The organism is Brevibacillus composti, from assembly GCF_016406105.1.
GTDB lineage: Bacteria > Bacillota > Bacilli > Brevibacillales > Brevibacillaceae > Brevibacillus > Brevibacillus composti.
On sequence record NZ_CP066308.1, the window covers coordinates 3,750,565 to 3,775,005 of the forward strand.

Sequence of the window (24,441 nt, forward strand, 5' to 3'; positions counted from 1 at the left end):
TGCGGCGCACTCTGTTCCGGTCCCGACGGAACAGTTCTGTTCCGGTCCCGGCGACTCAGCTCTATTCCGCTCCTTACGGCACAGCTCTGTTCCGTTCCCGGCGGCACAGTCCGCTTTCGCCCTCTACCGGAGCGACTCCGTCCACCCTTGGAGCTGCTTCTCCCACTGGGCGAATTGGATAAAGCGCGACTGCCGGTAGACTTCCCGGCCATCCGCGAACAGCAGCAGCGTCGGTGCGGCAAAGACGAGAAATTCGGCGGCGATCGCCGGCGAGGTCTCCATGGATACGAGACAGCCATTCACTTCGGGGTAGTGCGTCAGCAGTTGCTTCGTCTTGTCCAAAACGGCATCGCACACGCCGCACTGACTCGTCTTGATAAAAACGAGCACAAGCTCCTTGGAAGCGATCAACTCGTGCACATCGCTTGGATTTTCATATTGTTTCATGGATCCAACTTCCTTTTTCCAGGTCACTTATTTCTATCGTAACAGATTACCGCACCGCTGCGCGACCCGCCCGGCCTCTGGCTGACACTTTCCCGCCAAAGCTGATACGCCGCTATCCTGCGGTACATGCGAAAAATGATCCCTTGACAAAATAGATAACCATCGGTTACTTTATAACCAATGGTCAGTAACCATTGGTTATAAATTGTTTCAGCAAAAGAAAGGGGTGCTTGCCATGGCAAGAAAACAAGAGCAGCGCTCGGAAGAGACGAAACATTCCATTTTGCAGGCAGCCGGCCAGCTTTTTCGGGAGCGGGGCTACGATGCGGTCACGATGCGGGAGATCGCCAAAGCCGCCGGCTGCTCCCACACGACGATCTACATCTACTTTAAAGATAAGGAGGCGCTGCTTCACCAGCTCTCCATGGCCCCTCTGCAAGACCTGTTTGCCGAGATGCAGGCCTGCCTGCAGGATCCATCCCTGCCGGTCGACGAAAAACTTTTCTCCACCAGCTGGTCATTTCTGCGCTTTTGCCTGAAGAATCGAAGCATGTACGCTCTCTTTTTTATGACAAAGTCCTCCCGCGTGGACGAGAAGGAGCCCGCCATGGAGCTGCAAAAATTGCGCAATGAGATGTTTGGCCTGTTGAAAGAGGCCGTCATCGCTGCCCTCCCCGCCCCCCTGACGGAGGAGCAGGCCTGGGCCTTTGCACGCGTTTATTTCTTTACCCTGCATGGCATCATCGGGACCTACGCGGAGACAGAAGAGCCTTATGAACAGCTGATCGAGAGAGTCGGTCCTACCTTTGAGTTGGCTTTGCGCGTCTCGCTGGCCGGCTGCAAACAAATAGCACAAGAGGGAGATGGAAGCAAATGAAAGTGGAAAAAATCTCGGAGCACATCTGGAGTATCCAATCGTGGATGCTGATTCCCGTGCGCATCTGGCTGGTGGCCGACGAGGAGGGGATTACCCTGGTCGATGCCGGCATGCCGTTCATGGCAAAGGGGGCGGCCAAAACGATTGACAGCCTGGGGGCCGGCCCGCTTCGGCAAATCGTGCTCACACACGGACACTCCGATCACACGGGTTCGCTCCCATCGCTTCTGGAGCGCTACCCCGGCGTACCCGTCTACGCGCACGAGGCGGAAATTCCCTATATGGAGGGACAGACTCTCTATCCCCGCCGGAAAAAGCTGGAGCAAAATGTGGCACCCGGTCTCGCGAAGCCGCTTTTGCAAGACGAACACGGAAAGCTGGCAAAGGTGGCCAGCCTTACGCCCTATTTTACTCCCGGTCATTCGCCGGGGCATGTCGTTTACTATCATGAAGCGGATCAGGTCTTGCTGGCCGGCGATCTGTTTACTTCGAAGAGAGGGAACCTGCACAGGCCGATGCCGATGTTTACCGCTGACATGGAGGAAGCGGTTCGAAGCAGTCTCCTCTTGCGGGACATCCAGCCAAAACGGCTGGAAGTCTGCCACGGCGGGCCCGTGCTGAATCCGGCCGATCAGCTGGAGGCGTATCTGCAGAAATTCGCAGCCAAACGTTGAGAAGAGAGGCGTTTGCTCATCTGTGACAGACGTCCGTACACTTTAAATATGAGGCGGTGTGGCACTTGGCAGCATCTGGCTTCGCTTCGCCCTTCGCGGCTGCCGTAAGAAAACCTCTATCGAGGTCGATTCAAGGGGAGCGAGCGCGATTTAGCGGTTGGTTATTCTTGCTGTATCAGGAAGAAGATCTGGGAGCTTACACTATCTGATACAGTAAGAAAACCCGGAGAGAAGCTCCGGGCCTTTTGGCGTTAGAGGATATCCGAAAGTTTGTATTCATATCCATGCAAGCCTTTATAATACTCAGGGTACATAGGATTTCCGCAATACTCACATCCAAATTGAGGTGGAACAGTCGGGTCGCCATCATCCATCGCATCGAAATCGCGAACTACGCTTAATGGAATTTCCTCTGTCTCATGACACATTAAACAAACATATTTGACGACCTCGTTCCTCTCTTGTTTCCTTCGGAAACTTTCCAGGAGTGCTTTGCGATTTTTCTTTGCCTTTTTCTTTTTTGACACCTGTGAGATCTTCAATCATCCCTTCCAGACACGCTCGTGATTGACGACAAAGAGCATGCTTAATAACAAGGGTTCCATCTTTTAGGCAGACTTCTCCCTTGTATTCATAGTAACACTGACAGCGAGAGCAGACGAGTGGGTCTTTTCCCGTTTGATCCTTTATCCGTTGATTCCACTTCCTACGCGTCAGGTACCGTTTAATTTGAACAATTTTTCTTTGCATCTCTTGTTGCCAAATAGATATCTTTTGTTTAGCAATTTTTTTACTTCTTCTTGCGTAGATCCCATAATGCCGTATCATTTTAAACTGCCCATCAGGTATATGGCTAATAAGACGTCCGATAAATTCCTCAACACTTACTGTTTCGCGCTTTTCTTGTCCATTTGTTTTGTCATGGTATCGGAAGGTTACGGTATTTCCATCGTACTGCTCAATACGATTTAGACCAATAGCTGGTCGACGAAAATATCGACCGATGTAACCAATTTGAACTTTCACATTACCTTTCTGTTTTGGGGCATGCACATAAAAGCCTTCTCCATTTGCGGAATAGGCTTTTTGAAGTAATGGCTGAACTTGTTTTAAGTCTTTTGCGTTCAATGATCTGCGAATGAGTTTAAGTACAACGGTTTGCCATTGCTTTCGTAACATCTCAAAAGGAATGTAATCGTAGGTTTTCCATTCCCCATTTTTCTTCATTCCACCCATGGTAACTAGCATGTGTACATGGGGGTTAAAGTTTAAACGCGAGCCAAATGTATGTAATCCAGCAATAATTCCTGGGGTAACTTTCAATTTCTCTTCAAACCATTTTTGAACTACTCGAACCGCTTCATCCATAAATTCTTTTAGCATCGCACGATGCCTTCGAAAAATATCCCGTAATCCTTCGTCAATTGTAAAAATGACATGACGATGATTTACTTGTAACACCTCTTCGCTCATGATTCGGCTCCATTCTTCGGTTTCACCGCAAGAGCAGGTTGTACAAAATCGTCCTTTGCAACGGAAAGGAATTCTTTTCGTTTTGTGGCAACCCTCACAAACTAGCAGCTTAAACCCTTTCTTCGGGTCACCGCAGTTCAAAAACTTCTCGACTTCCTTCAGAACCGAAGGTCGAATTCGCTTGTCATACTTTTTTACAAAAGGTTGCCAGTGTTCCATAAAAATTTGTTTAAGAATGTTCGTCTCCATATCTTAATTTTACCAAAACAAATAAAGGGGCTCACGCCCTAAAATTATATACTTTCCGATATTATAAAAAAAGAAAAGCAGCGGCCACTGGCCCCTACTTTTCCTCCCAATTTATATTTCTCTTCTCTTTCCGGTTTACCTCGACCTGAAACACGTCTGGCCGGGCGTAGTGACCCATGACGTCAAAATCAAGGCGGCTTTTCACGATCTGCGTCAGGTCGAGATCGGCGAGCAGGATGTCCTCGCGTCCGTAGACCGGCTCCACGACATACTCGCCCAGCGGGCCGACGATGGCGCTGCCGCCCCGGCACATGACCTCCGGCTCGCTTTCCAGTTCGTCGTAGCAAGCCAGGTCTGTCGGATACATCGCTTTGGTCACGTACTGGTTGCAGGACAGGACGAAGCAGCGTCCTTCCAGCGCGATGTGGCGAATCGTCGCCTGCCAGCCGTCGCGCGAATCGGCTGTCGGAGCCAGGTACAGTTCGACTCCCTGGTCATACAAGGCCAGCCTGGCCAGCGGCATATAATTCTCCCAGCAGATCAGACTGCCCATTTTTCCGTAGGGCGTATCAAAGACCGGCAGTGTGCTGCCGTCGCCCTCCCCCCAGATGACCCGCTCGGCGGCGGTCGGTTTCAGTTTCCGATGTTTTCCGAGGAGAGCGCCGTCCGGGCCAAAGTGAAGCACGGTGCAGTACAGCGTGCCGGAGCGCTCTTTTTCGATCACGCCGATGACCAGATAGAGAGCGTATTCCTTGGCGATCTCGCCCAGGATCTCCGTTTCCCTGCCGGGCACTTCGATTGAGCTTTCATAGTACCGGTACCAATCCTCCCGCCCCTTTGGAGAGCGGCTCCCTACCTTTGTTCCAAAAGACAGTCCGCGCGGATACGCGGAGACATAGGCCTCCGGAAAGAGGACCAGCCTCGCCCCCTGCGAAGCTGCCTCCGCGGTCCATGTGCGCACTTTTTCCAGCGTCTGATCCAGATTCATGATGACCGGAGCTGCTTGCACAACAGCCACTCGCACTTGCTTTTCGATACGTCCCATGAATACCTTCCCCATTTCCTGGTTATTCCACTGCCTTTTACAGATCTGACTCAATCGGAATCGCAAAACCTCCGGCTAAGAGGTACAGATAGCTTTCTGTCACCGTTTTGCCGACGATTCTCTCGATTGCCTGCTGATAGAGGCGGATTTGCTCACCGTATCGCTTGATCATCTCGGCGATGACCCATTCGGACGGCTCTGAACCGATTCTGTCGGTTTTAAAGTCGAGCAGCGTCAGCCGACCGTTATCCTCCTCCAGCAAACAATCGATAACGCCCTGAACGATGATTTGCTCAGCATCGGCCTCGCCCATCGCCGGTTCCACGGCAGAGGCTGGCAGAGCCAGCGTAAAGGGCAATTCCCGGTGGACGACCCGCGCCCGCTTCATTCTCTCTCCCAGCGGAGAAGCGAAGAAACGGATGATTTGCATGCTGTCGACCGCTTCCGCCTGCTCCTCGGTGAGAAAACGACGGGCCACCAGCGAAGCGATTTGCTCGCGGATATCCTGCTCGTCTAACGGCCTGGCCAGGTCGATGTTCTGCATGATCAGGTGCACCACGGTACCCCGTTCCGCTGCAGAGAGCGTGGCCGGACCGTCCTCGCTTAAAAAGCGCGGCTTCTCCACGATCGTCGGCAAACGCAGCGGATAGCCGCGGGCGGCGGTCTGTTCCCGCCGCTTCAGCTCGCTCACCGTCCATTTGGTCATGACCCGCGAGGATGCCGGCTGCGGATACCGCCAGCCCAGCCGCCGGCCGATCTCTTCCGCCAGCTGCGGATCGGCCGGTCTGTCCGCAATGGCTTCGCGCCGGGTCAGCCGCTCCCAGACCTCCTGCTCAGCCGACAGTGCTTCGGCCTCTTGTCTCAGCTCATCCGCGCGATAGAACGAAAACGTCCAGCGGGAATCATCCGGGACCGTCTGCACCGTGACCTGCTCGCCGCTTCCCCGCTCCAACGGATAGAGCCGCAAAGGGGAGGCGAGCGGATGGCGGAGCAGCGCCCGTCCGACCCAATCGAGATAGCCTTTGGCCTGGATCAGATCCTCGTCGAGAAGTCTCTCTCCCGCGCCCTGGCTTCCCCAGGCAGTGATGCTTTTGCTCAAGTCCTTGGCCGTCCCGACCAATACCAGCTTCTCCCGGGCCCGCGTCAGCGCGACGTACAGCACCCGCATCTCTTCGGCCAGCATCTCCCGCCGGAGCTGCTGCCTGATGCCCATCGCGGCCAGGCTGGGATAACGAACTTGCAAGCGAGGCTCCACCGCCATCGGACCGAAACCGAGATCCTTGTGGAGCAGGAAATGACTTTTCATGTCCATCGTATTGAACTGTTTGCCCAGTCCGGCGACAAAGACCACGGGAAATTCCAGTCCCTTGCTCTTGTGGATCGTCATGATCCGCACGACATCTTCGTTCTCTCCGACGGTGCGCGCTTCGCCCAAATCATTTCCCGCCTCGCGGAGCCGATCGACAAAGCGGAGAAACCGAAACAGTCCCCGGTAAGAGCCCGCTTCGTACTGCCGCGCCCGGTCGTACAGGATGCGCAGATTGGCCTGCCGCTGCTGTCCCCCCGGCAGGGCGGCCACGTAGTCGAGGTAACCCGTCTCGCGGTAGAGAGTGGCGATCAGCTCGGCCAGAGATGCTCTTCTCGCCTTCGTCCGCCACTCCTCCAGCCTGCCGAAAAACCCGCGCAGACGCTTTTCCCACGATGCCTCTCCCGCCTTTTCCGCCGCGTACTGATGGACCGCCTGATAAAAGGGAAGGGACGGATAAGCGATCCGAATCTGGGCCAGATCCGGCTCCGTAAGGCCGACAATCGGCGAGCGAAGCACCGCTGCCAGCGGGATATCCTGATGCGGATTGTCGATCACCCTGAGAAGCGAGAGCATGATCTCTACCTCGGTCGCGCTGAAGTAGCCTTCGCCCTGTTCCGCGTAGACGGGAATGCCCGCTGCCCGCAGCTCTTCCATCATCACCTGGCCCCAGGTGGAGGTGGCGCGTAGCAGAATGACGATGTCCCGATAGGCGAGCGGACGCAAGCCGCCTTCTTTTTTATCGAAGACGAGCAGCGGCGGCTCGCCGGCGCCCGGCTCCATCCACCGGCGGATGCGGCCTGCGATCAGGCGCGCCTCCATCTGGGCCGCACTGGCTTCTTCCACTGACGCAGCCTCGCCCGCCGGCCCCGCCTCGGCGGGAGCGCCTCCCTCATCGTTGCCCTCGCCGTACGCCGGCGCTTTCGCATCGGCCTCCTCCGGTGTGCTTCGGTCGATCAGATGCATCTCCACATCCCGTCGGCCCTCTTCCATATCCGGGTAGGAGGCGCGGCAGATCAGCTCCGCCGAACGGTCGTAGTCGATTTCCCCGACGCCGGGGGACATGATCTGTCTGAACAGGAAATTGACCGCGTCCACCACTTCCCGCCGGCTGCGGAAGTTGGCCGCCAGATCGATTCGTCTGCCCGGCGCCGTTTCCGGGATCGTTTCGCCGAGCGAGTAGCTGATGTACTTGTCCAAAAAGAGATTCGGTTCTGCCAAGCGGAAGCGGTAGATGCTCTGCTTGACGTCCCCGACCATGAAGCGGTTGGCCGCACCGTGCACGTCCGCCTCGCGGGAAACCATGCGCAAGATCGTCTCCTGCACCAGATTGATGTCCTGGTATTCGTCGACCAGCACCTCGGCAAACTGATCCTGCAGCTGCCGGGCGACAGGAGACGGCATGAGCCCGTCATCGGTTAAAATCCGCAGCGCCAAATGCTCCAAATCGCCGAAATCGACCATGGCGCGGGCCCGCTTTTCCCGGCTGAAGGCCGCGTCGAACTCACCGACCAGCCGGGCCAGCGTCTTCATGGAAGGAGCCAGATTGCCAAGATCGGCGAGATACTGCGCAACCGGCGTGGAAAAATGCTGCTCGATCATCTCTGCGAGAGCTTTTTTCACCTCATTGCGCAGCGACTGCACCTGCTCCTTTAGAGACGGATCGGCTTCCTTCACGGCTGGCAGACGGCCAAAGGAAATGCCGCGAACCGCCTGCTCCACCGCCTCCCAGCCTTGGCGGCAAGCGTTGACCGCCTGTGCAATCCCCGTCCGCTCCGCTTCCAACAGAGGCAAATAGGCTTGCGGACCTTCCGGCGAGGAAGCCAGCTGAACAGCCCGCTTCACTTTCCCCTCGAGCGCCTGCAGCTCCAGCGCGAGCGAGCCGAGAATGCTCCGGGTCCATTTCAAGCCGTCGATATTTTGCGTCTCTGCCGCCTCGAACATGGCGGCCGCTTCCGCAAGCCACCCCTGCGGATCGGGATGGCTGCGGGAAAACTCATACAGGCGGAGCAACAGGGCCGCCAGCATTTGATCGTCCTGTCCGTCCAGCATGATGTCGGCCAGTCGTTGAAAGTCGGGGTCGCCTTCATACCACGACTCCATCAGTTCCTCCAGGATGTCCTGGCGGAGCAATTCGCCCTCCATCTGGTCCGCGATGCGGAAATCCGGGTCCAGTTCCACCTGGTAGTAATACTGCCGCAGCAGCCCCAGGCAAAACGAGTGAAGGGTCGTAATCGAGGCGCGCTGCAGGAGAGCGAGCTGCCGCCGCAGATGAGCGGAGTTCGGCTTTTCCTTCAGCGCCTTCCGCAGGGCATCGCTGATCCGGTGGCGCATTTCCGCCGCCGCCGCATTGGTAAACGTCACGACCAGCAACTGATCGACCCCCACCGGCTCTTGCTCGTCCATGATCCGCCGAATGATCCGCTCGACCAGCACCGATGTTTTCCCCGAGCCCGCAGCCGCCGCTACCAGCAGATTGCACCCCCGCCCGGTAATGGCCTGCCACTGCTCCTCTGTCCAATGATCAGGCTTCGCCATCGCGCTTTGCGCTTCCGTCATCGAGTCCCCCTCCTTCCTCGTGCATTCCTTCTCCGGCCCCATGCTGCAGCCTGTCCCAAATCTCCTTGTTGCTCCACTTGGGAAGCTGCCGCTGCTGATTGGCATCCCCCTCCGGATCGTAGTGACAGACCGGTTTGTAGGAACAATGCTCACAGGCGATCAGCGTTCCGCTGACATACGGGGAAATCTCGATGTCTCCGTCCGTCATCCGGGTGCTCAGCTCCTCTACCGTGCGGCGCACGAACTGTTGCAGAGCCTGGAATTGTTCCACCGTCGCGACAGAGGAACGGGACGACAGCGTGCCGTCCTTTTTCAGTTCAAACGGCACCAGCTCCGATGCACCCTGCTCCACCTGGGCGTCCATCATTTTGGCCAGCTCCGGTTCGGCCAGCATCAAGCCTTTCATCCGCAGCCGCTTTGCCCTCTCCTTGGCCGCTTCCTCGCTGGTCAACAGACGCTTCGCCGTCACAAACGGATCGGCCACCTGGTAGTAAAAGACCCCGGCCATTTCCGCCTTTTGTCCGAGCCACTCCTCTGCATGGGTCACGACGACATCCAGATAGACCAACAGCTGCAGATTCAATCCGTTGTACACGTCGGAGAGCACGAGCTGCTTGGGGCTGGATTTATAGTCGATGACGCGCAAATACGGCACGTCCCCGTCCAATGACTGATCCACCCGATCGATCCTTCCGACGAGCTGCACCTCGACGCCGCTCGGCAGGCGCAGCCCGAGACCGGGCAAGTCTCCACCCGGACCAAACGACACCTCCAGACCCACTGGGGCAAAACGGCTTCGCTTGGCATGCTCTCCGAGGACGTAGATCGCCCGCCCGACGGCTCGTTTCAGCTTGCCGGACAGAAAGCGGTAGCGGGCCGTCCGGGTCAGAATGCTGCTGCGCGTGGCGGGAACCAGCTCGTCCACGACTTCCTGCGCGAGCTGCATGCTGTTTTCCTCGGTCAGACGCCCCCACTCCAGCTGTTCCTCGTTCATCTTTTCCACGGCCCGCTTCAGCGAGGCATGGAATAATTCGCCGACGTCAAAGCGCTCCAGCTTATACTGCTGCCTCTCCTTCAGGCGCAGCCCGTGGGAGGAGAAATGCGAAAACGGACAGGTCTGGAAGCGCTCCAGCCGGGAGACGCTCATCTTCAGCTCCCGGCCGTACAATGTCCGGCTCGTCCCCTCGTCCAGCCGCTGTACCCGGTTGCTGTAGCGCAACCCGCCGAGCAGCCATTTTTCCCGGCTCACCTCTTCCGAGTGCTTCAGAAACCAGTCGTAGACCTCCCACCAGAAGACCGGCAGATTCCCGCTCGTTTTCATCCCCCGCAGCAGGGAGAGCAGATGGCGGTACACCCGGCGAGGCGTCCCCAGCAAAAAGAGATCCTCTTCGGCCCGGCCGCTCGGTTCATTGGCAAAGAACCGGTGAACGGCTTCCGGCAGCACTTCCCGGACTCGGACGAAGACGGAGGAAGGCAAGAGAGCCTTGCCCTCCTCATCGGCGAGGGCGCAGCTCAGGTAGAGCCGCTCCGACGGCCGGGTCATCGCCTGATACAGGAGAAACGGCTCCGCCATCAGCCGCTGCTTGGCCGACGGCGCCAGTTCCATCCCCAGCTCCGCCAGTCTTTCCCGCTCCGCCTCGTCCAGCACGCCGTCTTCCTTCGGCTTCAGCGGGATCACCCCTTCATTGACGCCCAGGAGAAACAGGGCGCGCACATCGGGCTGGCGGGAGCGCTCCATCGATCCGACCAGCACCTGATCCAGCGCAGGGGGGACCAATCCCAGCTCGATACTCTCCAGACCGCTGTCCAAGACACCCGCGAAGGTGGCGAGGTCCATCTGCTCCTCGCCCATCACTTCCACGATCTGATCAAACAGGTTCATCAGGCCGTTCCATACCTGTCCGTGCATCTGGGCTTCTTCCAGCTCGCCCGCTCCTTCCGCCTGACGCTGCCAGGCTTCCAGCTTGCCGGGCACGCCGATGCGCAGCAAAAAGCGGTACAGGGCCGTTGTCATCTCGCGCACATTGGCCTTTTGCGCCTCTTTCAGCTCCTCTTCCAATTGGAGCAGGGGAGCGGCGTACGCCCTGCGCAAGCGATCCACGGCCTGATCCTCGGCGGCCCGTGTCTCTCCGCCAAAGCGCCAGGGCTCCTCGCTCGCCCAGTACGAGCCGTATACGCCGTGTGCGAGCACGTAATTTTCCAGGAGATCGACATCCTGGCGCATGCCGCGCACCGCATCGTCTGCCTCCTCTCCGGCGGGTGCGATCAAGTCGGTCTTCAGGCAGCGAAACACTGCATCGTATCGCCAGCGTCCCACAACCACCTCCAGAGCCGACCGGATCAGCTCCATCAGGGGATGATGCGTCACCGAGCGCTTCTGGTCCAGAAAGAAGGGGATATTGTAATCGGCAAATACCGTCGCGATCTCATCCGCATACGTGCCCGGCTCGCGCAGCAGAATCGCCATGTCCCTCCAGCGATAGCCCTCCTTGCGGGCCAGTTCGAGGATTTGCAGCGCCACCGCTTCCACCTCGGCCCGCCGATTGACCGCCGACACGAGGTGCACCTCGTCCGCCCGGGCAGGGGCCGGCGGCGTCCCCGGGTCGTCCCAGGCAAAGTACCGCTGCTCTATCTGACGCAGCCAGGGACTTTCCGCAAATCGTCTCGTCTCCGTCAGCAGGATCGGACTTACGACAGGCACGCCTGCCTCCCTGGCCAGTCTCTGCAACGTCTGATAGGTGCGCAGCGTCGGGTGAAACAGCCCCAGCTCATCCGGCGAGTCGTCCCGCTCTGCCGAATCCATGCAGAGGGCGATCGTCACCTGCTTCGCATGCATCATGACCTGCTCGATGACGCGCAGCTCCTGGTTGGTAAAGCCGCTGAATCCGTCGATGAAGACCTCCGCCTGCCTGATGTAGGCGGAATCCTTGATCATCACCGCGACGCGGTTCAGGATATCATCCGCATCCCAGTAGCCCTGTGCCAGATGGGCCTCATAGGCGTTCATGACCAGCCGCAGATCATGTATTTTTTGATTCAGCGTCCCGCTGCCCCAGTCGAGATTTTCCGTATGGGCAAAGCTGACGCCGTAAGACTTGCACTCGCTGATCAGCCGCCCCAGCTGCGAGGTGAAGCCCGGCTGCTGCGCCGCCCGCCCAAACACCTGCAGATCCTCGCGATAGCGCTCCAGTATCAGCCGGAGCACCATCTGTTTGCCGAGATCATCCACAGGGACCAGCGTCACATCGCCCCATTCCTGAAGCAGCCGATGCGCCAGCCTGCCAAAGCTGAGCACCTGTGTCCCGATCACGCCGCCGAGCCCGGGGATGGTGGCGAGCGCGTACTCCGCCTGAAAGCTGGCCTGCTCCGGCACGAGCAGGATCATCGGCGATCCCAGCGCCGATTCCTTCAATCGGGCTTCCATCTGCCTCAGTATGGTCTGTGTCTTTCCAGTTCCGGCCCGTCCCAGGACGAATTGTACGGCCATGGGCACCCTCCTCCAATCTGTAAACTACCCGTGTCTATCATCATGCCATGTATCCGTGGCTACTCCGTCTCCATCCGGATCTTGCTTCCTTCCCCCATCGGTTCCGCTGGCGTGATGATCAGTCTGCGCGGCATGCGTACACGTATATCCGGCACATGGCTGATCACCCCGATGGTGAAGTCATCCATGCGCAGCCTCTCCAGCGCGTCCATGACGACTTCCAGCAGCTCCGGATCGAGCGTGCCGAAGCCTTCGTCCAAAAAGAAAAACTCCAGGCGGCCGCCCCGCATCTGAATCTCCATGGAGAGCGCAAGCGCAAGCGAGAGGGAGGTGAGGAAGGTCTCTCCCCCGGAAAGGGTGCTGATCGGCCGTCTCATGCCTCCCGCTCCCTCGTCGCGCAGGACGAACTCCCCGCCGTCGCCGATCTCCAATGCATAGCGGTTTTTGGTCATCCGCATCAGGTGATAGGAGGCGTCTCTGGCGATCGAGACGAGCTTTTCCTCGGCGATAAACTGGACAAACGCCTTCCCCTCCAGCAGTTTTTTCAATTCCTCCAGACGGCTTTGCTCATCCGTTTCCTCGTCCAGCCGGGCCTGCAGCGCCACCCATTTTTCGTGGTTTTGTTCAACCGTCAGCCATGCCTGCCGGCTTACCGCCACCTGTTCCTTGGCGGTCTGGTGGCCGCTCTCCGCCTCCTCCCAGGCCAGCTTGGCCGCCTGCCACTCCTCCTCGCTGACGGAACGTCCATCCAGCGCAGTCAGCAAACGCTCCTCGTCATAGCGCAAGCGGGCCAGTTCCGACTGGTACTGGTTGAGCCGCTCCTTGAGCAGTTCCCTTTGCTCCCGCTGCCGGTAGAGTTCGCCAGCCTGCTCGACTGTGCCTAGACCGCTTTCTGCCAGAGCCCGGTTCAGATGTTCCCATGCCTCAGCCCGTTGTCTGGTCAGATGAGCATAGTTCTCGGTCAGCTTGAGGACCTGATTCTGCACCTCTTCCCGTGCTTCCGCGGCCTGTTTGCGCCGGGCTTCCGCTTCCCCGAGGGAGGCGCGTAGCTGCTCCAGCGAGCGCTCCACGAGCGCAAGCTGCTCCCTGGCCGGTTGGCCGCCTGTGCGCTCCTGCCATTGCTGGTGCTTTTGCAGCCACAATCGCTTGCGCTCGTCCAGCCGCTCGCGCAGGATGGTCTCTTGGGACTGCAGCGCGGTATGACGGGTGACCGCCTCCTGATAGGCGCCCTGCAGCTTTTGATGCTGGACCTCCTTGTCCGACCGGATTTTTTGCAGCTCACTGGCCTTGCGGTCGCGTTGTCCCAGCGCCTGCCAAAATGTGTCGATCTCTTCGTAGGGGATCTCCCCCCGCAGTTGATCCAAGCGCCGCTTGGCTTCCTCCGCCTGCGCACTGATTTCCTCTATCTTGCGGGACAGTTCCGCGGCTCTTTGCGCCTGCTGTTCACAAAGCAGTGTGCGGCGCTCCAGCAGATGCCGATGCTCTGCCTCTTTCTCGCGCCACTCCTCTACCGTTTTCTGCAAGGCCTCCCGGCTCGCCCGGAAGGCTTCCCGCTTCTCCGATTCCTCTTTGAAACGCCGCTCCTCCCGCTGATAGACCTGCAACAGCTCGCCGATATCCGCTGCCGCCCAGAGCTCGCCGCGCGCCTTGCACTCTGCGCGAATCTCCCGGATGCGCTGATCCACCCTGGACCGCTCCTCCTGCAAATCGCTGGCACGCTGGTCCAGCACCGCGATGTCCCCCTTGGCCTGATGCCAGGCTTCCGATGCGGCCCTGACCTGCTGTTCGGCAAGACGAATCCCTTCCTCGGTCTCGCGAATTTGCTGGCGCAACCGTTCGCCGATCTGACTGTCGGCAGAGACAGTGGCCGCCTCTCCATCCGCTTCATCGCGCCAAGGGTGGTGCGCAGAGCCGCAGACGGGACATGCCTCGCCCTCCGTCAAGCGGTCACGCAGCAATCTGGCCATATTGGCCTCCTGATAGTGCTCCCACTCGCTTCGCAGCTTCTCCCGGAGAGTCTGTCTTTCCCCGAGTGCCGCTTCCGCCTCCTTCAGCGCCCGCTCAGCATGCAGCAGGCGAGCTGCCGCCAGCTCCCGTTGAGCGGCGAGCTCTCGCCAGCCCTCCTCCCATGCCGCCAGCGCCTGCTCCTGCTCGCGCCACTGCCGTCCCCACTGCTTCATGTGAGACAACGTGTCGAGCAGCTCCTGCCATTCGCTGTCGCTCATGGGAGGGTGCTCATCCAGCTCGGCCAGCTTCGCTCTGACCTCCGCCAGTGCCGCGCTGCTCTCATCGAGAGCCAATCGGGCGGCTTCCCGTTCCGCCGCAGACTTCGTCTGCTCGGTGAAGACGGCTTCCCGCTCCCCGGCCAACTCCCGGCGCTGCGTCTCGATCCGTTCCCAGTGCTGTTTGCTGTCGCGCAGAGCGTGGATCCGCTCCCGCCACTCGGGCTTTACCTGCACTTCCGCCAGCGCTTTGTCCAGCTCCGCCCGCTCCTGATCCCAGCGCGCGAGCAGTTCTTTGTCGCGCGACAGCTGCACCTCCAGGAGGGGGAGTTCCTGAGCGATTCCCTGCCACTCTTCCTCCAGCTTGTTCCACTCTTGCCGGAGAGTTTGAAGCTCATCCTCCCACTCGATTGCCTGAATCAATCTGCTCTTTCTCTCGATCAGCAGCGGTTCTTCGCGCTGGAGGGCGGACTGACTGTGAAGGTATGCCTCCTCGGCCAGTTGGTGAGCCGAGCGGACCTCCTCCTGTTTTTGCCGCGATGCTTCCAATTCCGCCGCCTTCCCGCTCCATTCCGTATCGAGGCGGTCGTATTGCTCCACCTGCGGCCATAGCCGGACACTGGCCTCCAACTGCCCGTAGAGCCGTTCCCAGCCGGCCGCTTCCTCCTGCCGGGCGAGCTGCTCGCTCAGCCGGACGCGGACCTCCTCCAGCTCCCCCTGCCACCGATAGAGCTGTTCCAGCTGCCTCAGGGTCTTCTCCATGCTGTCCCGCTGCTGGGCAAAGCTCCTTTCCTTTTCCGCCGCTTCTTCCCACGTCTGCCGGGCCGCTTCCAATGCTTCGGGACCCGCTTCTCCCAGTGCGGCCTTCTCCAGCTCCAGCTGATGGATTCGCTCCCGCACCGCGTCGAGGCAAGCGCGCACCCGCTCGCTCAATTTTTCACCGTAGATATGTAAATGGAACATCCGCTGCAGCATTTCATTGCGGTCGCTCCCCTTCAGGGTCAGGAAGCGGGAAAACTGTCCCTGCGGAAGCACCACGGCGCGGGTAAAATCCTGCAAGGTGAGGCCGATCAGGCTCTCGACTGCGGACGTCACCGACGTCGCCTTTGACTCCAGTACCGCATCCTCTTCCTCCGGATCGGCCGCATGCCGGATCAGACGGGCTTCCGGCTGTTTCCAGTTGCCGTTTTTATTGCGGCCAAATTCCCGTTCAACGGTGTACCGCTGCCGCTTCTCATCCGCCCCCAGCTCGAAGGTAAACGATACGGTGACCCGCTGCTCCAGCTGGTTCAGCACTTCCTTGGGGTGACTTCCTCCGCCCGATCTGACCACCTGTCCGTACAGAGAGAGGGTGATGGCATCGAGAATCGTTGACTTGCCGCTGCCCGTGGGACCAAAAATTCCAAACAGGCCAGCTTCGCACAGTTTTTCGAAATCGATCTCCTGCATCTCCCGATAGCTGTGCAAGCCTGCCAGTCGCAAACGAATCGGCTTCATTTTCTCCCCTCCTCTTCTCCCGTCTCGCTGAGCAGCCGCTGAAACAGGGTGACCAGCTGATCATCCGGCTGCGCCCCCCGTCTTCGCTCGTAAAAGCGGCGAAACAACTGATCGGGTGACAGCTCGCCCAACCCCTGGCGCTTTTGCTCCCGCTCCTGGTCGGTTTCCTCTTCGCGCACCACGACGCGCTGTATTTTGATGAAATCATCGCTCAATTTTCGCAGCCTCTGGAATTCCGCCGGATCGATCACATCCGACACATGCAGCTCCAAATCGATCCAGGCTCCGGCATCCCGGCCTTCTTCCAGCCATTTTTCCACCTGGGCGATCCCTTCCGTAGCCTTCCAGCGAGCCAAGGGTCTGCCGCTTCTCAAGTAGACGATCTCTTCCTGGACCGCCTCGCCGGGAACCGCTTCGACGATGACGACGGCCTTGCTCTGTCCCGCTTCGGAAAAAGAGTACCCCAGCGGTGAGCCGCTGTAGCGGATCAATGGCTTCTCCCCCAGCTTTTGCAGGCGGTGCAGATGGCCCAACGCCACATAGTGAGCCTTTTCCGGGAAAGCCGACGGGGATACGGTGAGCGCTCCGCCGATTTGGATCGGCCGCTCCGAATCGCTCTCTCTGCCGCCCATCACAAACAGGTGGCTGGTGACCAGATTGACGGTATCGTCACGGAAATGGACCGACAGTTCGGCGAGGAGCGCCTGGATCCGCTCGGAAAAGGCGAGCTGCAGCTGTTCCTGTGAAAAGGTGTCGCTCAGCAGTTCCTTCAGGCGGGCTTCGGAAGGATACGGCAAAGCGAGAATCACCGCATGATGATCCACGCCGGGAACAGACATCTCCAGCCAGGATGGACCGCCCGCGATCACGCGGACCTTCTCGGTTGACGCCTCTTTGCCGGAGAGGAGCGGCGCTTCTTTCGGCAGACCGAGCAGGACAATTCCCTGCTTGGTGGCGAGGGGCGCCGCCGCCCGGACACGTTCCGGCTGGTCGTGATTGCCAGCAATGACGACCACGCCCCGCCGTCCTCCTGCGGACAGCCGCTCCAGCGCATCGTAAAACAGTTCTTCAGCCCACGCCGGGGGATTGACCGAGTCGTAGACGTCGCCCGCGATCAACACCAGATCGATCTGCTTCTCCTCTGCGATCCGGCACAGCTCGTCCACAAACGCGGCCTGCTCCTCGCGCCGGTCACGTCCCTCCAGTTGTCTGCCAAAATGCCAATCGGCCGTATGTAAGATACGCAAAAAACCACCTTCTCCCGATCATGTGTTTGCCTGTATTGTATCATAGAAAACCCGGCTATGGCCGAGCCTTTGGGTGCTACTAAATATCGCCACTGGGACGAGAAATGGATACTCCTAAATATCGAGCAACGGGGCTGTAGTGAGAAGAAGCATGTTCCCTTGCTAGGCTCCGTTCTCCGCCGTGCAGGATGACTCACTGTCCGCTCCACAGCAGCCCGCGGGGGTGCTCAAAAGGAACAGTGCTCACGGGGTCATCCCACGTTTCGCCCCTATTTCCCGCGGGCCGCTGCTCCGCTCAGCCGAGCTCCGCAAAGTCGCTGCGCATGGGAACATGCTTCTTCTTCGGAACAGGCTGCTTTTTTCGGGCTGTATTTTAGAGGCGCCTTTCTCAAGTCGTTTGCGTTCTTCTCTAGGCCTTTTGCGTTCTTACTAAGTCGTTTATTTCTTTTTCCACGCAGCTTTCGCTCACACATCTTTTATCCAACGGCTACATGAAGAAGCATGTTTCCCTGCGGTGCGACTGTGAAGCCCTGCCCAGCTCCGTGACGATTTGCGGGGAAAAGGAGCGCAACGTGGGATGTCCCCGTTAGCTTTGCTTCTTTTGCGCCTCCCCCGCAAATCGTCACGGAGCGGACAGTGCATGCTTCCCCGCGGGGCGGAACCCGGAGCTAAGCAGGGAAACATGCTTCTTCTCTCTGCAGCCCCGTTACATGAGAGACAGACAAAGCCGCCTACCTGTACAATCCAGGCAGACGGCTTCCTATAACCCAACGGATGATACACATAAAAGCGGCCAAAACAACACTCTACTTTTTCCGCTCCGGCCCTTTCAGCGACTGCAGGCACATATAGCAGATGATTCCAAACAGACAGGTAATCACGGCGGAGTGGAAAATCGTCGAGTACAGCGTCAGTCTGGACAGCACGACCCATCCACCGCTCAGGACCTGTACCGCTATCAGAATAAAGGCCCAAATCCCCGCCACGTACAAATCTCGCCGCTTCTCTTTAAAATGACGGATCACGTACACCAGGACGATGGTCAGGACGACAAACAGCAAGAGTGCCGCCACCCTGTGCAAAAAGTGAATCCCGGTTTGGCCGGACAGCTGCGGAATCAGCTTGCCCTGGCACAGCGGCCAGTCGCTGCAGCCCAGATTGGAGCCGGTGTGGCGGACATACGCCCCCAAGTAGACGACGATGTACGCATAGACGGCCACTCCCCAGATGCCTTTGCGAAAGCCCGGCGACACCGTCCCTTGCACCAGCCGCTCCACCTTGTCGCGCTGCAGGACGAAGATGCTCAGCAGAAGCACCCCGCTGAAAGCCAACAGGGAGAAGCCAAAGTGCAGCGCCATCACCGCCGAGGATTGCGGCCAAATCACCGCGGACGCCCCGAGCAGAGACTCCAAAATGAGAAAAAACATGCTAAACATGACCAGCCCGCGCACTTCCCGGTTACGCGGGTACCGCCTCCAGGCGAGGATCGAGAAAATCCCGACGACGATGCCCGTGATCCCCGTGACGAAGCGGTGCATGTATTCGATCATTGATTCCAGCGTATATTCCGGTACCCATCTACCGTTGCAGAGAGGCCAATCATTGCCGCAGCCCAGACCGGAATCGGTTTTGGTTACCAGAGAACCGCCGATCATCACCAAAAAGGTAATGAAGGTCGATGCGATCGCCAACCGTTTCAGCCATTTGTCCATTTTTGTTACACCTGACTTCGAAAGAGACGGTTCGAAAAAACGCTTTCTTTTCCGAACAATCTCCATATTTTTCGTACAGAGAACACCTATCCCTTATTCACATTAATAAAACATCCCCTGCCATGCAAGGGATGTTCCAACTCCATTTGTGATCGTTGCGTGTCAAAAATAATAGAGCATCGCACTGACCACGATGACGGCACAGAAAACGGTCAAATAGAGAATCGAGTACCCGAACAGTTTGCGTGCCCAGGACAGATCGTCTTTCACCTTGAAACCCTGGAACAGCAGCGCTAGATAGATCAGGCCCATGATCGACATGACCACCATGTAGAGATACCCTGTTTTTCCGTAGAAGAACAGCAGCATGGATGCAGGAAGCAGCACAGCCCCCCAGATGAACATTTGCCGCTTGGTCTCTTCAAAGCCTTTCACCACAGGCAGCATCGGAATGCCGCCAGCGCGATATTCCTCGGTCTTCAGCATGGCGAGCGCGAGGAAATGCGGCGGCTGCCACAGGAACAGGATCAAGAACAGAAGCCACGCTGCCGGATCCATATTGTTCGTCACGGCTACCCAGCCGATCACCGGCGGTACTGCGCCGGACACGCCGCCTACCACTGTATTCAAAGTCGTAACCCGCTTCATCGGCGTATAGATCAGTACGTAAAAAATATGACCGATCAGTCCCCATACGGCTGCGAGCGGATTGACGAAATAGGCGAGTACAAACAGGCCAAGGAGCAAGAGGACAATCCCGAACAAGAGCGCATTCCGTGGAGAAATGCGACCGGCTGCAATCGCACGGTCCTGGGTGCGTTTCATCTTCTTATCGAGATCGCGGTCGTAAAAGTTATTCAATGTCGCACCGGACATGATTACCAAAGCCGTCCCAAGCATCGTCCACAGGGCTAGCAGCCAATTGGGATGACCAAACGAGGCAAGCCAAAAAGCCGCAAAGGTGGTCATCAAGTTGGACATGGTGATCCCCGGTTTGGTCAGCTGTACATAATCGTTCCAAGTGGCCCTTTGTGCCGGTATGGACTTTACAGAGGAATCGCTTTCGATCGATTCCTGCATCGTCACTTGCTGGTCCACGTTTTGTACCTCCTGTCTCATAACAAAATCCTTTTCACACGAGCTGATAAACTAACCCCCATTGTATGAAAACAATCGAAGCACGTCAACTTGCGACAGTCGAATGTCTTGGAAGGGTGCCCAGCCTACCAGCCAAAAATCACATCCAGCACCCCGGTCGTCTCACCGCCGGGATAGATCAGATAAAGCAGGGTGTATACGGTAACGCCCGTAATGGAAGTAGCAAACCAGACAACCGACGTCCACGGACCGATCTTTTTGTGCTTGTCGTACTTCCTTTTATACCCGTAGTACAGCGTGACAAGCCCCATCACTCCGCCTACCGTAGCCAAAACAATATGGAACAGCAGAAAGATCTGATAGAAAATGCGTACGCTGTCCGGACCTCCAAACAGCGTATTGCCTACCAATGCGGTTCGGGATACATACGTTATGAAAAAAATGGTCGCGCAGACCGCCGCCCACTTCATCGTCTTGATGTGTTTCTCCGTCTGGCGGCTGCGGATGAAATACCAGCCGAAGGCGACGAGTATGCCGCTGATGGCGATGAAGGTCGTACTGATCGTAGGCAGTAAAATATGCATATCGACACCTCGAATCACAGCTTTCTCTTTCTCTGCAAGGCAAGCACTCAGCTTCGGTCAGGAGCCGGTGTCAAGACATCGAGCTGATTCTCCGATTGCCGCTCCATCGGCAGATCGTTCATCTTCTCTTCTTGACGCCATTTCGTAAAGATGTGGTACAAAACAAAACCGTACGTCATTTCTTGAATCAGCTTCATCAAAATGCCGCCCAGGCGCTGGTCCATGAAAGGCGTGTAATTGGCGAAAAGCTGCGGAGCATTGGAGTAATGCTCGTAGACCGAATGACCGGCAAAAATAATAAGTGCACAAGCAGGCGTAATCAGGATCCCGTTTGCAAACAGGTACGCCATTTTCTTCAGACCCGCCAGCTGAATTTTTTCCTCCGGCAGCGGGTGAATAATCGGCCACCACATGCAAAACGCCGTCAAGAACAAGAACCCATGGAAAGCATTCATCGCGTCATGGTTCAGGGAAGCAAAATCAAGAATGAACGGCACATGGTAAAAAGAGAGCAGCGAGTTAAAGACGACCGCGGCCACCAGAGGCTTGGTCAGAACACGCAGGACAGCTCTCACTCTTTCTTTGCGGAAGATAACGGTCCACAGCCATCCCGGTATGCCGACCATCAGAAGCGGCGGCAATACAAAGAACAACAAGGACATCTGCAGCATGTGCATGCTGAACAGATAATGGTGACCCGTGTAGTTGATCGGACTTCCCGCTCCCGCGTAGAAAACCAGCATGGCCAAAACAAAAAGCGCTTTCTGTTTTCCGGGAACCGGGCTGGAATCAGCAAATCGGTGACGCATCGGTCCAGTCAGGGCAAAATACAGAATGAGCAGCAAGATGGTGAACAAAATGACGCCCGGACTCCACATATCTGAAAATGAACCAATCCCCGCTTCGATGGGATTGCCATGTTGATGATGATGATGCATGGGTTCCTTTATCCTCCTTTCTCTTACTAGAAAGGTTGCCCTTTATACAATCTCTATTATACCGTCAATGCAGGGGAAGTTCTTCTTCTAAAAATGAACAATCTGTTGACAATCAAGGAAAAAAAGAGACCAGACGGGAAACGTCTAGCCTCTTTGCACTTTTACCACCAAACCCAGAAAACAAATACGATGATCGCGATTAAAATGAAGGAGGTTCCTACAAAGATCGCGATCCGTGCGAACTCGTGGCCCTTTTGATCCATATGCATCCAGAAGAACAATTGAAACATCGCCTGGACAAAGGCAAGGCCTACAATAAACGGTACGGTAAAGCCGGTCGGCACCACTTCAAATCCGACAGCCGCAAAAGCAAGTGCAGTCAAGACAAGCGATGCGATAAAGGCAATCACATGCTTCTTCGCGCCATCCTGCTTCACCTTCGGCTTGCGTGGTTCATCTTGAACATGTGCTCCCATCGTCTTATCCCACCTTTCCACCGATCATACCCATGAGGTATACCACGGTAAAGATGAATACCCATACGACGTCGATAAAGTGCCAGTACAAGCTGGCTACATAGAACTTCGGAGCGGTTACCACCGTCAAGCCTTTCTTCACGGTCTGAAGCTGGATGGTCAGGATCCAGATGATCCCGAACAACACGTGTGCTCCGTGGAAACCAACTAGCGTGTAGAAAGCAGAACCGAATGCACCTGACGTCATTTTATGACCCATGCTGACGTAGTGAACGAACTCGTAAATCTCCAAAGCCAGGAAGCCCAGACCCAAAAGAACGGTTACCGTCATCCACGCCTGCATTTTTTTCAGGTCATGCTTGTGCAGGGCGAGAATGGCAAACACGCTGGTAAGCGAGCTGGTCAAGAGGATCAGGGTCGCTGCCGCGACGAGCGGCATGTCAAACAACTGCTGCGAAGTAGGACCGCCGTTTGCCTGGTCGCGGAGAGCGATGAACGTCGCAAACAGCGAACCGAACAGGACGGTCTCTCCCCCGAGGAAGAGCCAGAAGCCTAAGATCTTATTTTTCCCTTCGAGGGTGGCTTTTTCCGGTTCGTCAGGCAGAACCGTAGATACGTGATGTGTCGCCATTACGCCTTAACCCCCTTCTCATCGAGCTCGATCGGATCAATATGGTAGCCAGGATCGTCTTTAATCGAACGAACCATCATGCAACCGAAGAAGATAGCCATGCCAATACCGACCAGAACGTAGTTGTGGTACATGAAACCGTACCCTGCGATAAACAGACCGCCGGACATGATGAACGGGAGAATGGAGCCGGACGGCATGTGAATCGAACCAAGCGGCTCGGCTGGCAGCATGCCTTTGTTTCCTGCCATTTTCTCCACCCACAGGGCGTCGAGTCCGCGCACGAGCGGAGTTTGCGCAAAGTTGTACTCAGGCGGCGGAGATGGAATCGACCACTCCAGCGTGCGGCCATCCCACGGATCCGCAGGAGCGCGTTTGCCGCTTTTCGCGGTGACATAGGTGTTGATCAGGAACAGGAGTGTACCGATCGTCATGCCGAATACCCCGATCGTACTGATAAAGTTACCCCACTCCAGGCCTTGGCCAGGCAAGAACGTAAACACGCGGCGCGGCATCCCCATCAGTCCGAGGAAGTGCTGCGGGAAGAACGTCAGGTGGAACCCGATAAAGAAGGTCCAGAAGCTCCATTTGCCCAGTGTTTCGTTCAGCATCTTGCCGAACATTTTCGGCCACCAGTAGTAGAGACCGGCGAAGAGACCGAATGCCATACCACCGACGATGACGTAGTGGAAGTGAGCAACGACGAAGTACGTGTCATGGTACTGGTAGTCTGCCGCCGGAATGGACAGCATAACCCCAGTCATCCCACCGATGGTGAACGTAGGGATGAATCCTACTGCGAACAGGTTTGCGGTAGGGAACGTGATCTGTCCGCCCCACATCGTGAGCAGCCAGTTAAAGATCTTAATTCCTGTCGGAACGGCAATCAGCATCGTCGCCAAACCAAACAGCGTATTGGCCACAGGACCCATACCGGTTGTGAACATGTGGTGCGCCCACACCATGAATCCGAGGAATCCGATCAGCGCAGTCGCAAATACCATGGAACTGTAACCGAACAGGCGCTTTTTAGAGAATGTGCTGACGACCTCGGAAATGATACCGAACGCCGGCAGAATCAGAATGTATACTTCGGGGTGACCGAAGATCCAGAACAAGTGCTGCCAGATCACGACGTTACCGCCCGCATCCGGGTTAAAGAACGCCGCTCCGAACAGACGGTCAAACATCAGAAGCACCAGACCAACCGTGATCGCCGGGAAAGCGAACAGGATCAGACCGGATGTTACAAACGCAGACCAGGTAAACAGCGGCATGCGCATAAAGGTCATTCCTGGCGCACGCATGTTGATGATCGTAACCAGGAAGTTGATTCCGCCAATCAGCGTACCGAGACCGGCGATTTGCAGACCGAGGACGTAGAAGTCGACGCCGTGGCCTGCGCTGTATTGGTTCAAGGCGAGAGTAGCATAGGATGTCCAACCGGCATCAGGCGCACCGCCCATGAACCAGCTCGTATTAATCAGCACTCCACCAAAGAAGAAGAGCCAGAAACCAAGAGAGTTTACAAACGGAAACGCTACGTCGCGGGCCCCAATTTGCAGCGGCACGACGGCGTTCATTAGTGCAAAGATGATCGGCATCGCTGCCAGGAAGATCATTGTAGTTCCGTGCATGGTGATCAATTCGTTGAACGTCTTTGCACCGACGAGATCAAGTCCAGGGTACATCAATTGCAAGCGAATCAGAAGGGCTTCAATACCGCCGAGCAAGAAGAAGAATCCACCGGCAATCAAATAGAGAATCCCGATTTTTTTATGGTCCACGGTAGTGAGCCAATCAAGAATTCCTGACCGCTTAGGTGCATGAGAAGCATGTGCAGACACGGTTTTACCTCCTTTTTAAGCGTCACTGCCTCATGACGGTTACATACTAGAAAAGAAACCAACAGTTGAGTG

General features: G+C 57.0%; 16 protein-coding genes. 2 read left to right on the plus strand and 14 right to left on the minus strand.

Going from position 1 to position 24,441, the window contains the following annotated elements; translation table 11 throughout:
• Positions 1–123 precede the first annotated feature (123 nt).
• Positions 124–447, minus strand: coding sequence for a thioredoxin family protein (locus JD108_RS18920; RefSeq protein ID WP_198827505.1), 324 nt, complete (start codon positions 445–447; stop codon positions 124–126).
• A gap of 235 nt (positions 448–682) precedes the next feature.
• Between JD108_RS18920 and JD108_RS18925 the strand changes: the two genes are divergently transcribed.
• Complete coding sequence (locus JD108_RS18925; protein ID WP_198827506.1) at positions 683–1,324, plus strand: TetR/AcrR family transcriptional regulator; 642 nt, start codon at positions 683–685, stop codon at positions 1,322–1,324.
• A complete protein-coding gene (locus tag JD108_RS18930; RefSeq protein ID WP_198827507.1) occupies positions 1,321–1,998 on the plus strand; it encodes an MBL fold metallo-hydrolase in 678 nt (225 codons plus the stop codon). Before JD108_RS18925 ends, JD108_RS18930 begins: the two co-directional genes overlap by 4 nt.
• A 417-nt stretch (positions 1,999–2,415) precedes the next feature.
• Here the strand turns inward: JD108_RS18930 and JD108_RS18935 are convergent, their stop codons facing one another.
• From JD108_RS18935 to ctaD, 13 genes are all read right to left on the minus strand, one after another.
• Positions 2,416–3,720, minus strand: coding sequence for an IS91 family transposase (locus tag JD108_RS18935; protein WP_198827003.1), 1,305 nt, complete (start codon positions 3,718–3,720; stop codon positions 2,416–2,418).
• 94 nt (positions 3,721–3,814) lie between these two features.
• Positions 3,815–4,765 (minus strand): carbon-nitrogen hydrolase family protein, encoded by a 951-nt coding sequence (locus tag JD108_RS18940; protein WP_198827508.1) that lies wholly within the window; start codon positions 4,763–4,765, stop codon positions 3,815–3,817.
• A 37-nt stretch (positions 4,766–4,802) separates the two neighbouring features.
• Positions 4,803–8,630 carry a helicase-exonuclease AddAB subunit AddA gene (gene addA, locus JD108_RS18945; protein ID WP_198827509.1) on the minus strand — a complete coding sequence of 1,276 codons (3,828 nt, stop codon included), beginning with the start codon at positions 8,628–8,630 and terminating at the stop codon, positions 4,803–4,805.
• The gene (addB, locus tag JD108_RS18950; RefSeq protein WP_198827510.1) at positions 8,596–12,117 is read right to left on the minus strand and encodes a helicase-exonuclease AddAB subunit AddB; all 3,522 of its coding nucleotides are present in this window, start codon (positions 12,115–12,117) and stop codon (positions 8,596–8,598) included. Before addB ends, addA begins: the two co-directional genes overlap by 35 nt.
• Before the next feature lie 59 nt (positions 12,118–12,176).
• On the minus strand, positions 12,177–15,836 hold the full coding sequence (locus tag JD108_RS18955; protein WP_198827511.1) for an AAA family ATPase: 3,660 nt from the start codon (positions 15,834–15,836) through the stop codon (positions 12,177–12,179).
• Entirely contained in the window at positions 15,833–17,083 is a 1,251-nt protein-coding gene (locus JD108_RS18960; RefSeq protein WP_198827512.1) for an exonuclease SbcCD subunit D, read from the minus strand. The genes JD108_RS18955 and JD108_RS18960 overlap by 4 nt, the downstream gene beginning before the upstream one ends.
• 806 nt (positions 17,084–17,889) lie before the next feature.
• Complete coding sequence (locus tag JD108_RS18965; protein ID WP_198827513.1) at positions 17,890–18,795, minus strand: COX15/CtaA family protein; 906 nt, start codon at positions 18,793–18,795, stop codon at positions 17,890–17,892.
• Positions 18,796–18,957: 162 nt separating this feature from the next.
• Positions 18,958–19,893 (minus strand): heme o synthase, encoded by a 936-nt coding sequence (cyoE, locus tag JD108_RS18970; RefSeq protein ID WP_198827514.1) that lies wholly within the window; start codon positions 19,891–19,893, stop codon positions 18,958–18,960.
• Positions 19,894–20,018: 125 nt separating this feature from the next.
• Positions 20,019–20,477, minus strand: a complete 459-nt coding sequence (locus tag JD108_RS18975) for a DUF420 domain-containing protein (protein WP_198827515.1) — start codon at positions 20,475–20,477, stop codon at positions 20,019–20,021.
• 47 nt (positions 20,478–20,524) lie between these two features.
• Entirely contained in the window at positions 20,525–21,415 is an 891-nt protein-coding gene (locus JD108_RS18980; protein WP_198827516.1) for a cytochrome c oxidase assembly protein, read from the minus strand.
• Positions 21,416–21,576: 161 nt separating this feature from the next.
• Positions 21,577–21,891, minus strand: coding sequence for a cytochrome C oxidase subunit IV family protein (locus JD108_RS18985; RefSeq protein ID WP_198827517.1), 315 nt, complete (start codon positions 21,889–21,891; stop codon positions 21,577–21,579).
• A 4-nt stretch (positions 21,892–21,895) separates the two neighbouring features.
• Complete coding sequence (locus tag JD108_RS18990) at positions 21,896–22,522, minus strand: cytochrome (ubi)quinol oxidase subunit III (protein ID WP_198827518.1); 627 nt, start codon at positions 22,520–22,522, stop codon at positions 21,896–21,898.
• Entirely contained in the window at positions 22,522–24,369 is a 1,848-nt protein-coding gene (gene ctaD, locus JD108_RS18995; protein WP_198827519.1) for a cytochrome c oxidase subunit I, read from the minus strand. The genes JD108_RS18990 and ctaD overlap by 1 nt, the downstream gene beginning before the upstream one ends.
• Positions 24,370–24,441 lie beyond the last annotated feature (72 nt).

Excerpts from the sequence above, each read along its gene's own strand:
- JD108_RS18955 (WP_198827511.1), bottom strand. The coding sequence starts at position 15,836 with ATGAAGCCGATTCGTTTGCGACTGGCAGGCTTGCACAGCTATCGGGAG.
- addB (WP_198827510.1), bottom strand. The coding sequence starts at position 12,117 with ATGGCCGTACAATTCGTCCTGGGACGGGCCGGAACTGGAAAGACACAG.
- JD108_RS18985 (WP_198827517.1), bottom strand. The coding sequence starts at position 21,891 with ATGGGAGCACATGTTCAAGATGAACCACGCAAGCCGAAGGTGAAGCAG.
- JD108_RS18930 (WP_198827507.1), top strand. The coding sequence starts at position 1,321 with ATGAAAGTGGAAAAAATCTCGGAGCACATCTGGAGTATCCAATCGTGG.
- JD108_RS18920 (WP_198827505.1), bottom strand. The coding sequence starts at position 447 with ATGAAACAATATGAAAATCCAAGCGATGTGCACGAGTTGATCGCTTCC.
- JD108_RS18935 (WP_198827003.1), bottom strand. The coding sequence starts at position 3,720 with ATGGAGACGAACATTCTTAAACAAATTTTTATGGAACACTGGCAACCT.
- JD108_RS18975 (WP_198827515.1), bottom strand. The coding sequence starts at position 20,477 with ATGCATATTTTACTGCCTACGATCAGTACGACCTTCATCGCCATCAGC.
- JD108_RS18980 (WP_198827516.1), bottom strand. The coding sequence starts at position 21,415 with ATGCATCATCATCATCAACATGGCAATCCCATCGAAGCGGGGATTGGT.
- JD108_RS18965 (WP_198827513.1), bottom strand. The coding sequence starts at position 18,795 with ATGGACAAATGGCTGAAACGGTTGGCGATCGCATCGACCTTCATTACC.
- JD108_RS18990 (WP_198827518.1), bottom strand. The coding sequence starts at position 22,522 with ATGGCGACACATCACGTATCTACGGTTCTGCCTGACGAACCGGAAAAA.
- JD108_RS18925 (WP_198827506.1), top strand. The coding sequence starts at position 683 with ATGGCAAGAAAACAAGAGCAGCGCTCGGAAGAGACGAAACATTCCATT.
- addA (WP_198827509.1), bottom strand. The coding sequence starts at position 8,630 with ATGACGGAAGCGCAAAGCGCGATGGCGAAGCCTGATCATTGGACAGAG.
- JD108_RS18940 (WP_198827508.1), bottom strand. The coding sequence starts at position 4,765 with ATGGGACGTATCGAAAAGCAAGTGCGAGTGGCTGTTGTGCAAGCAGCT.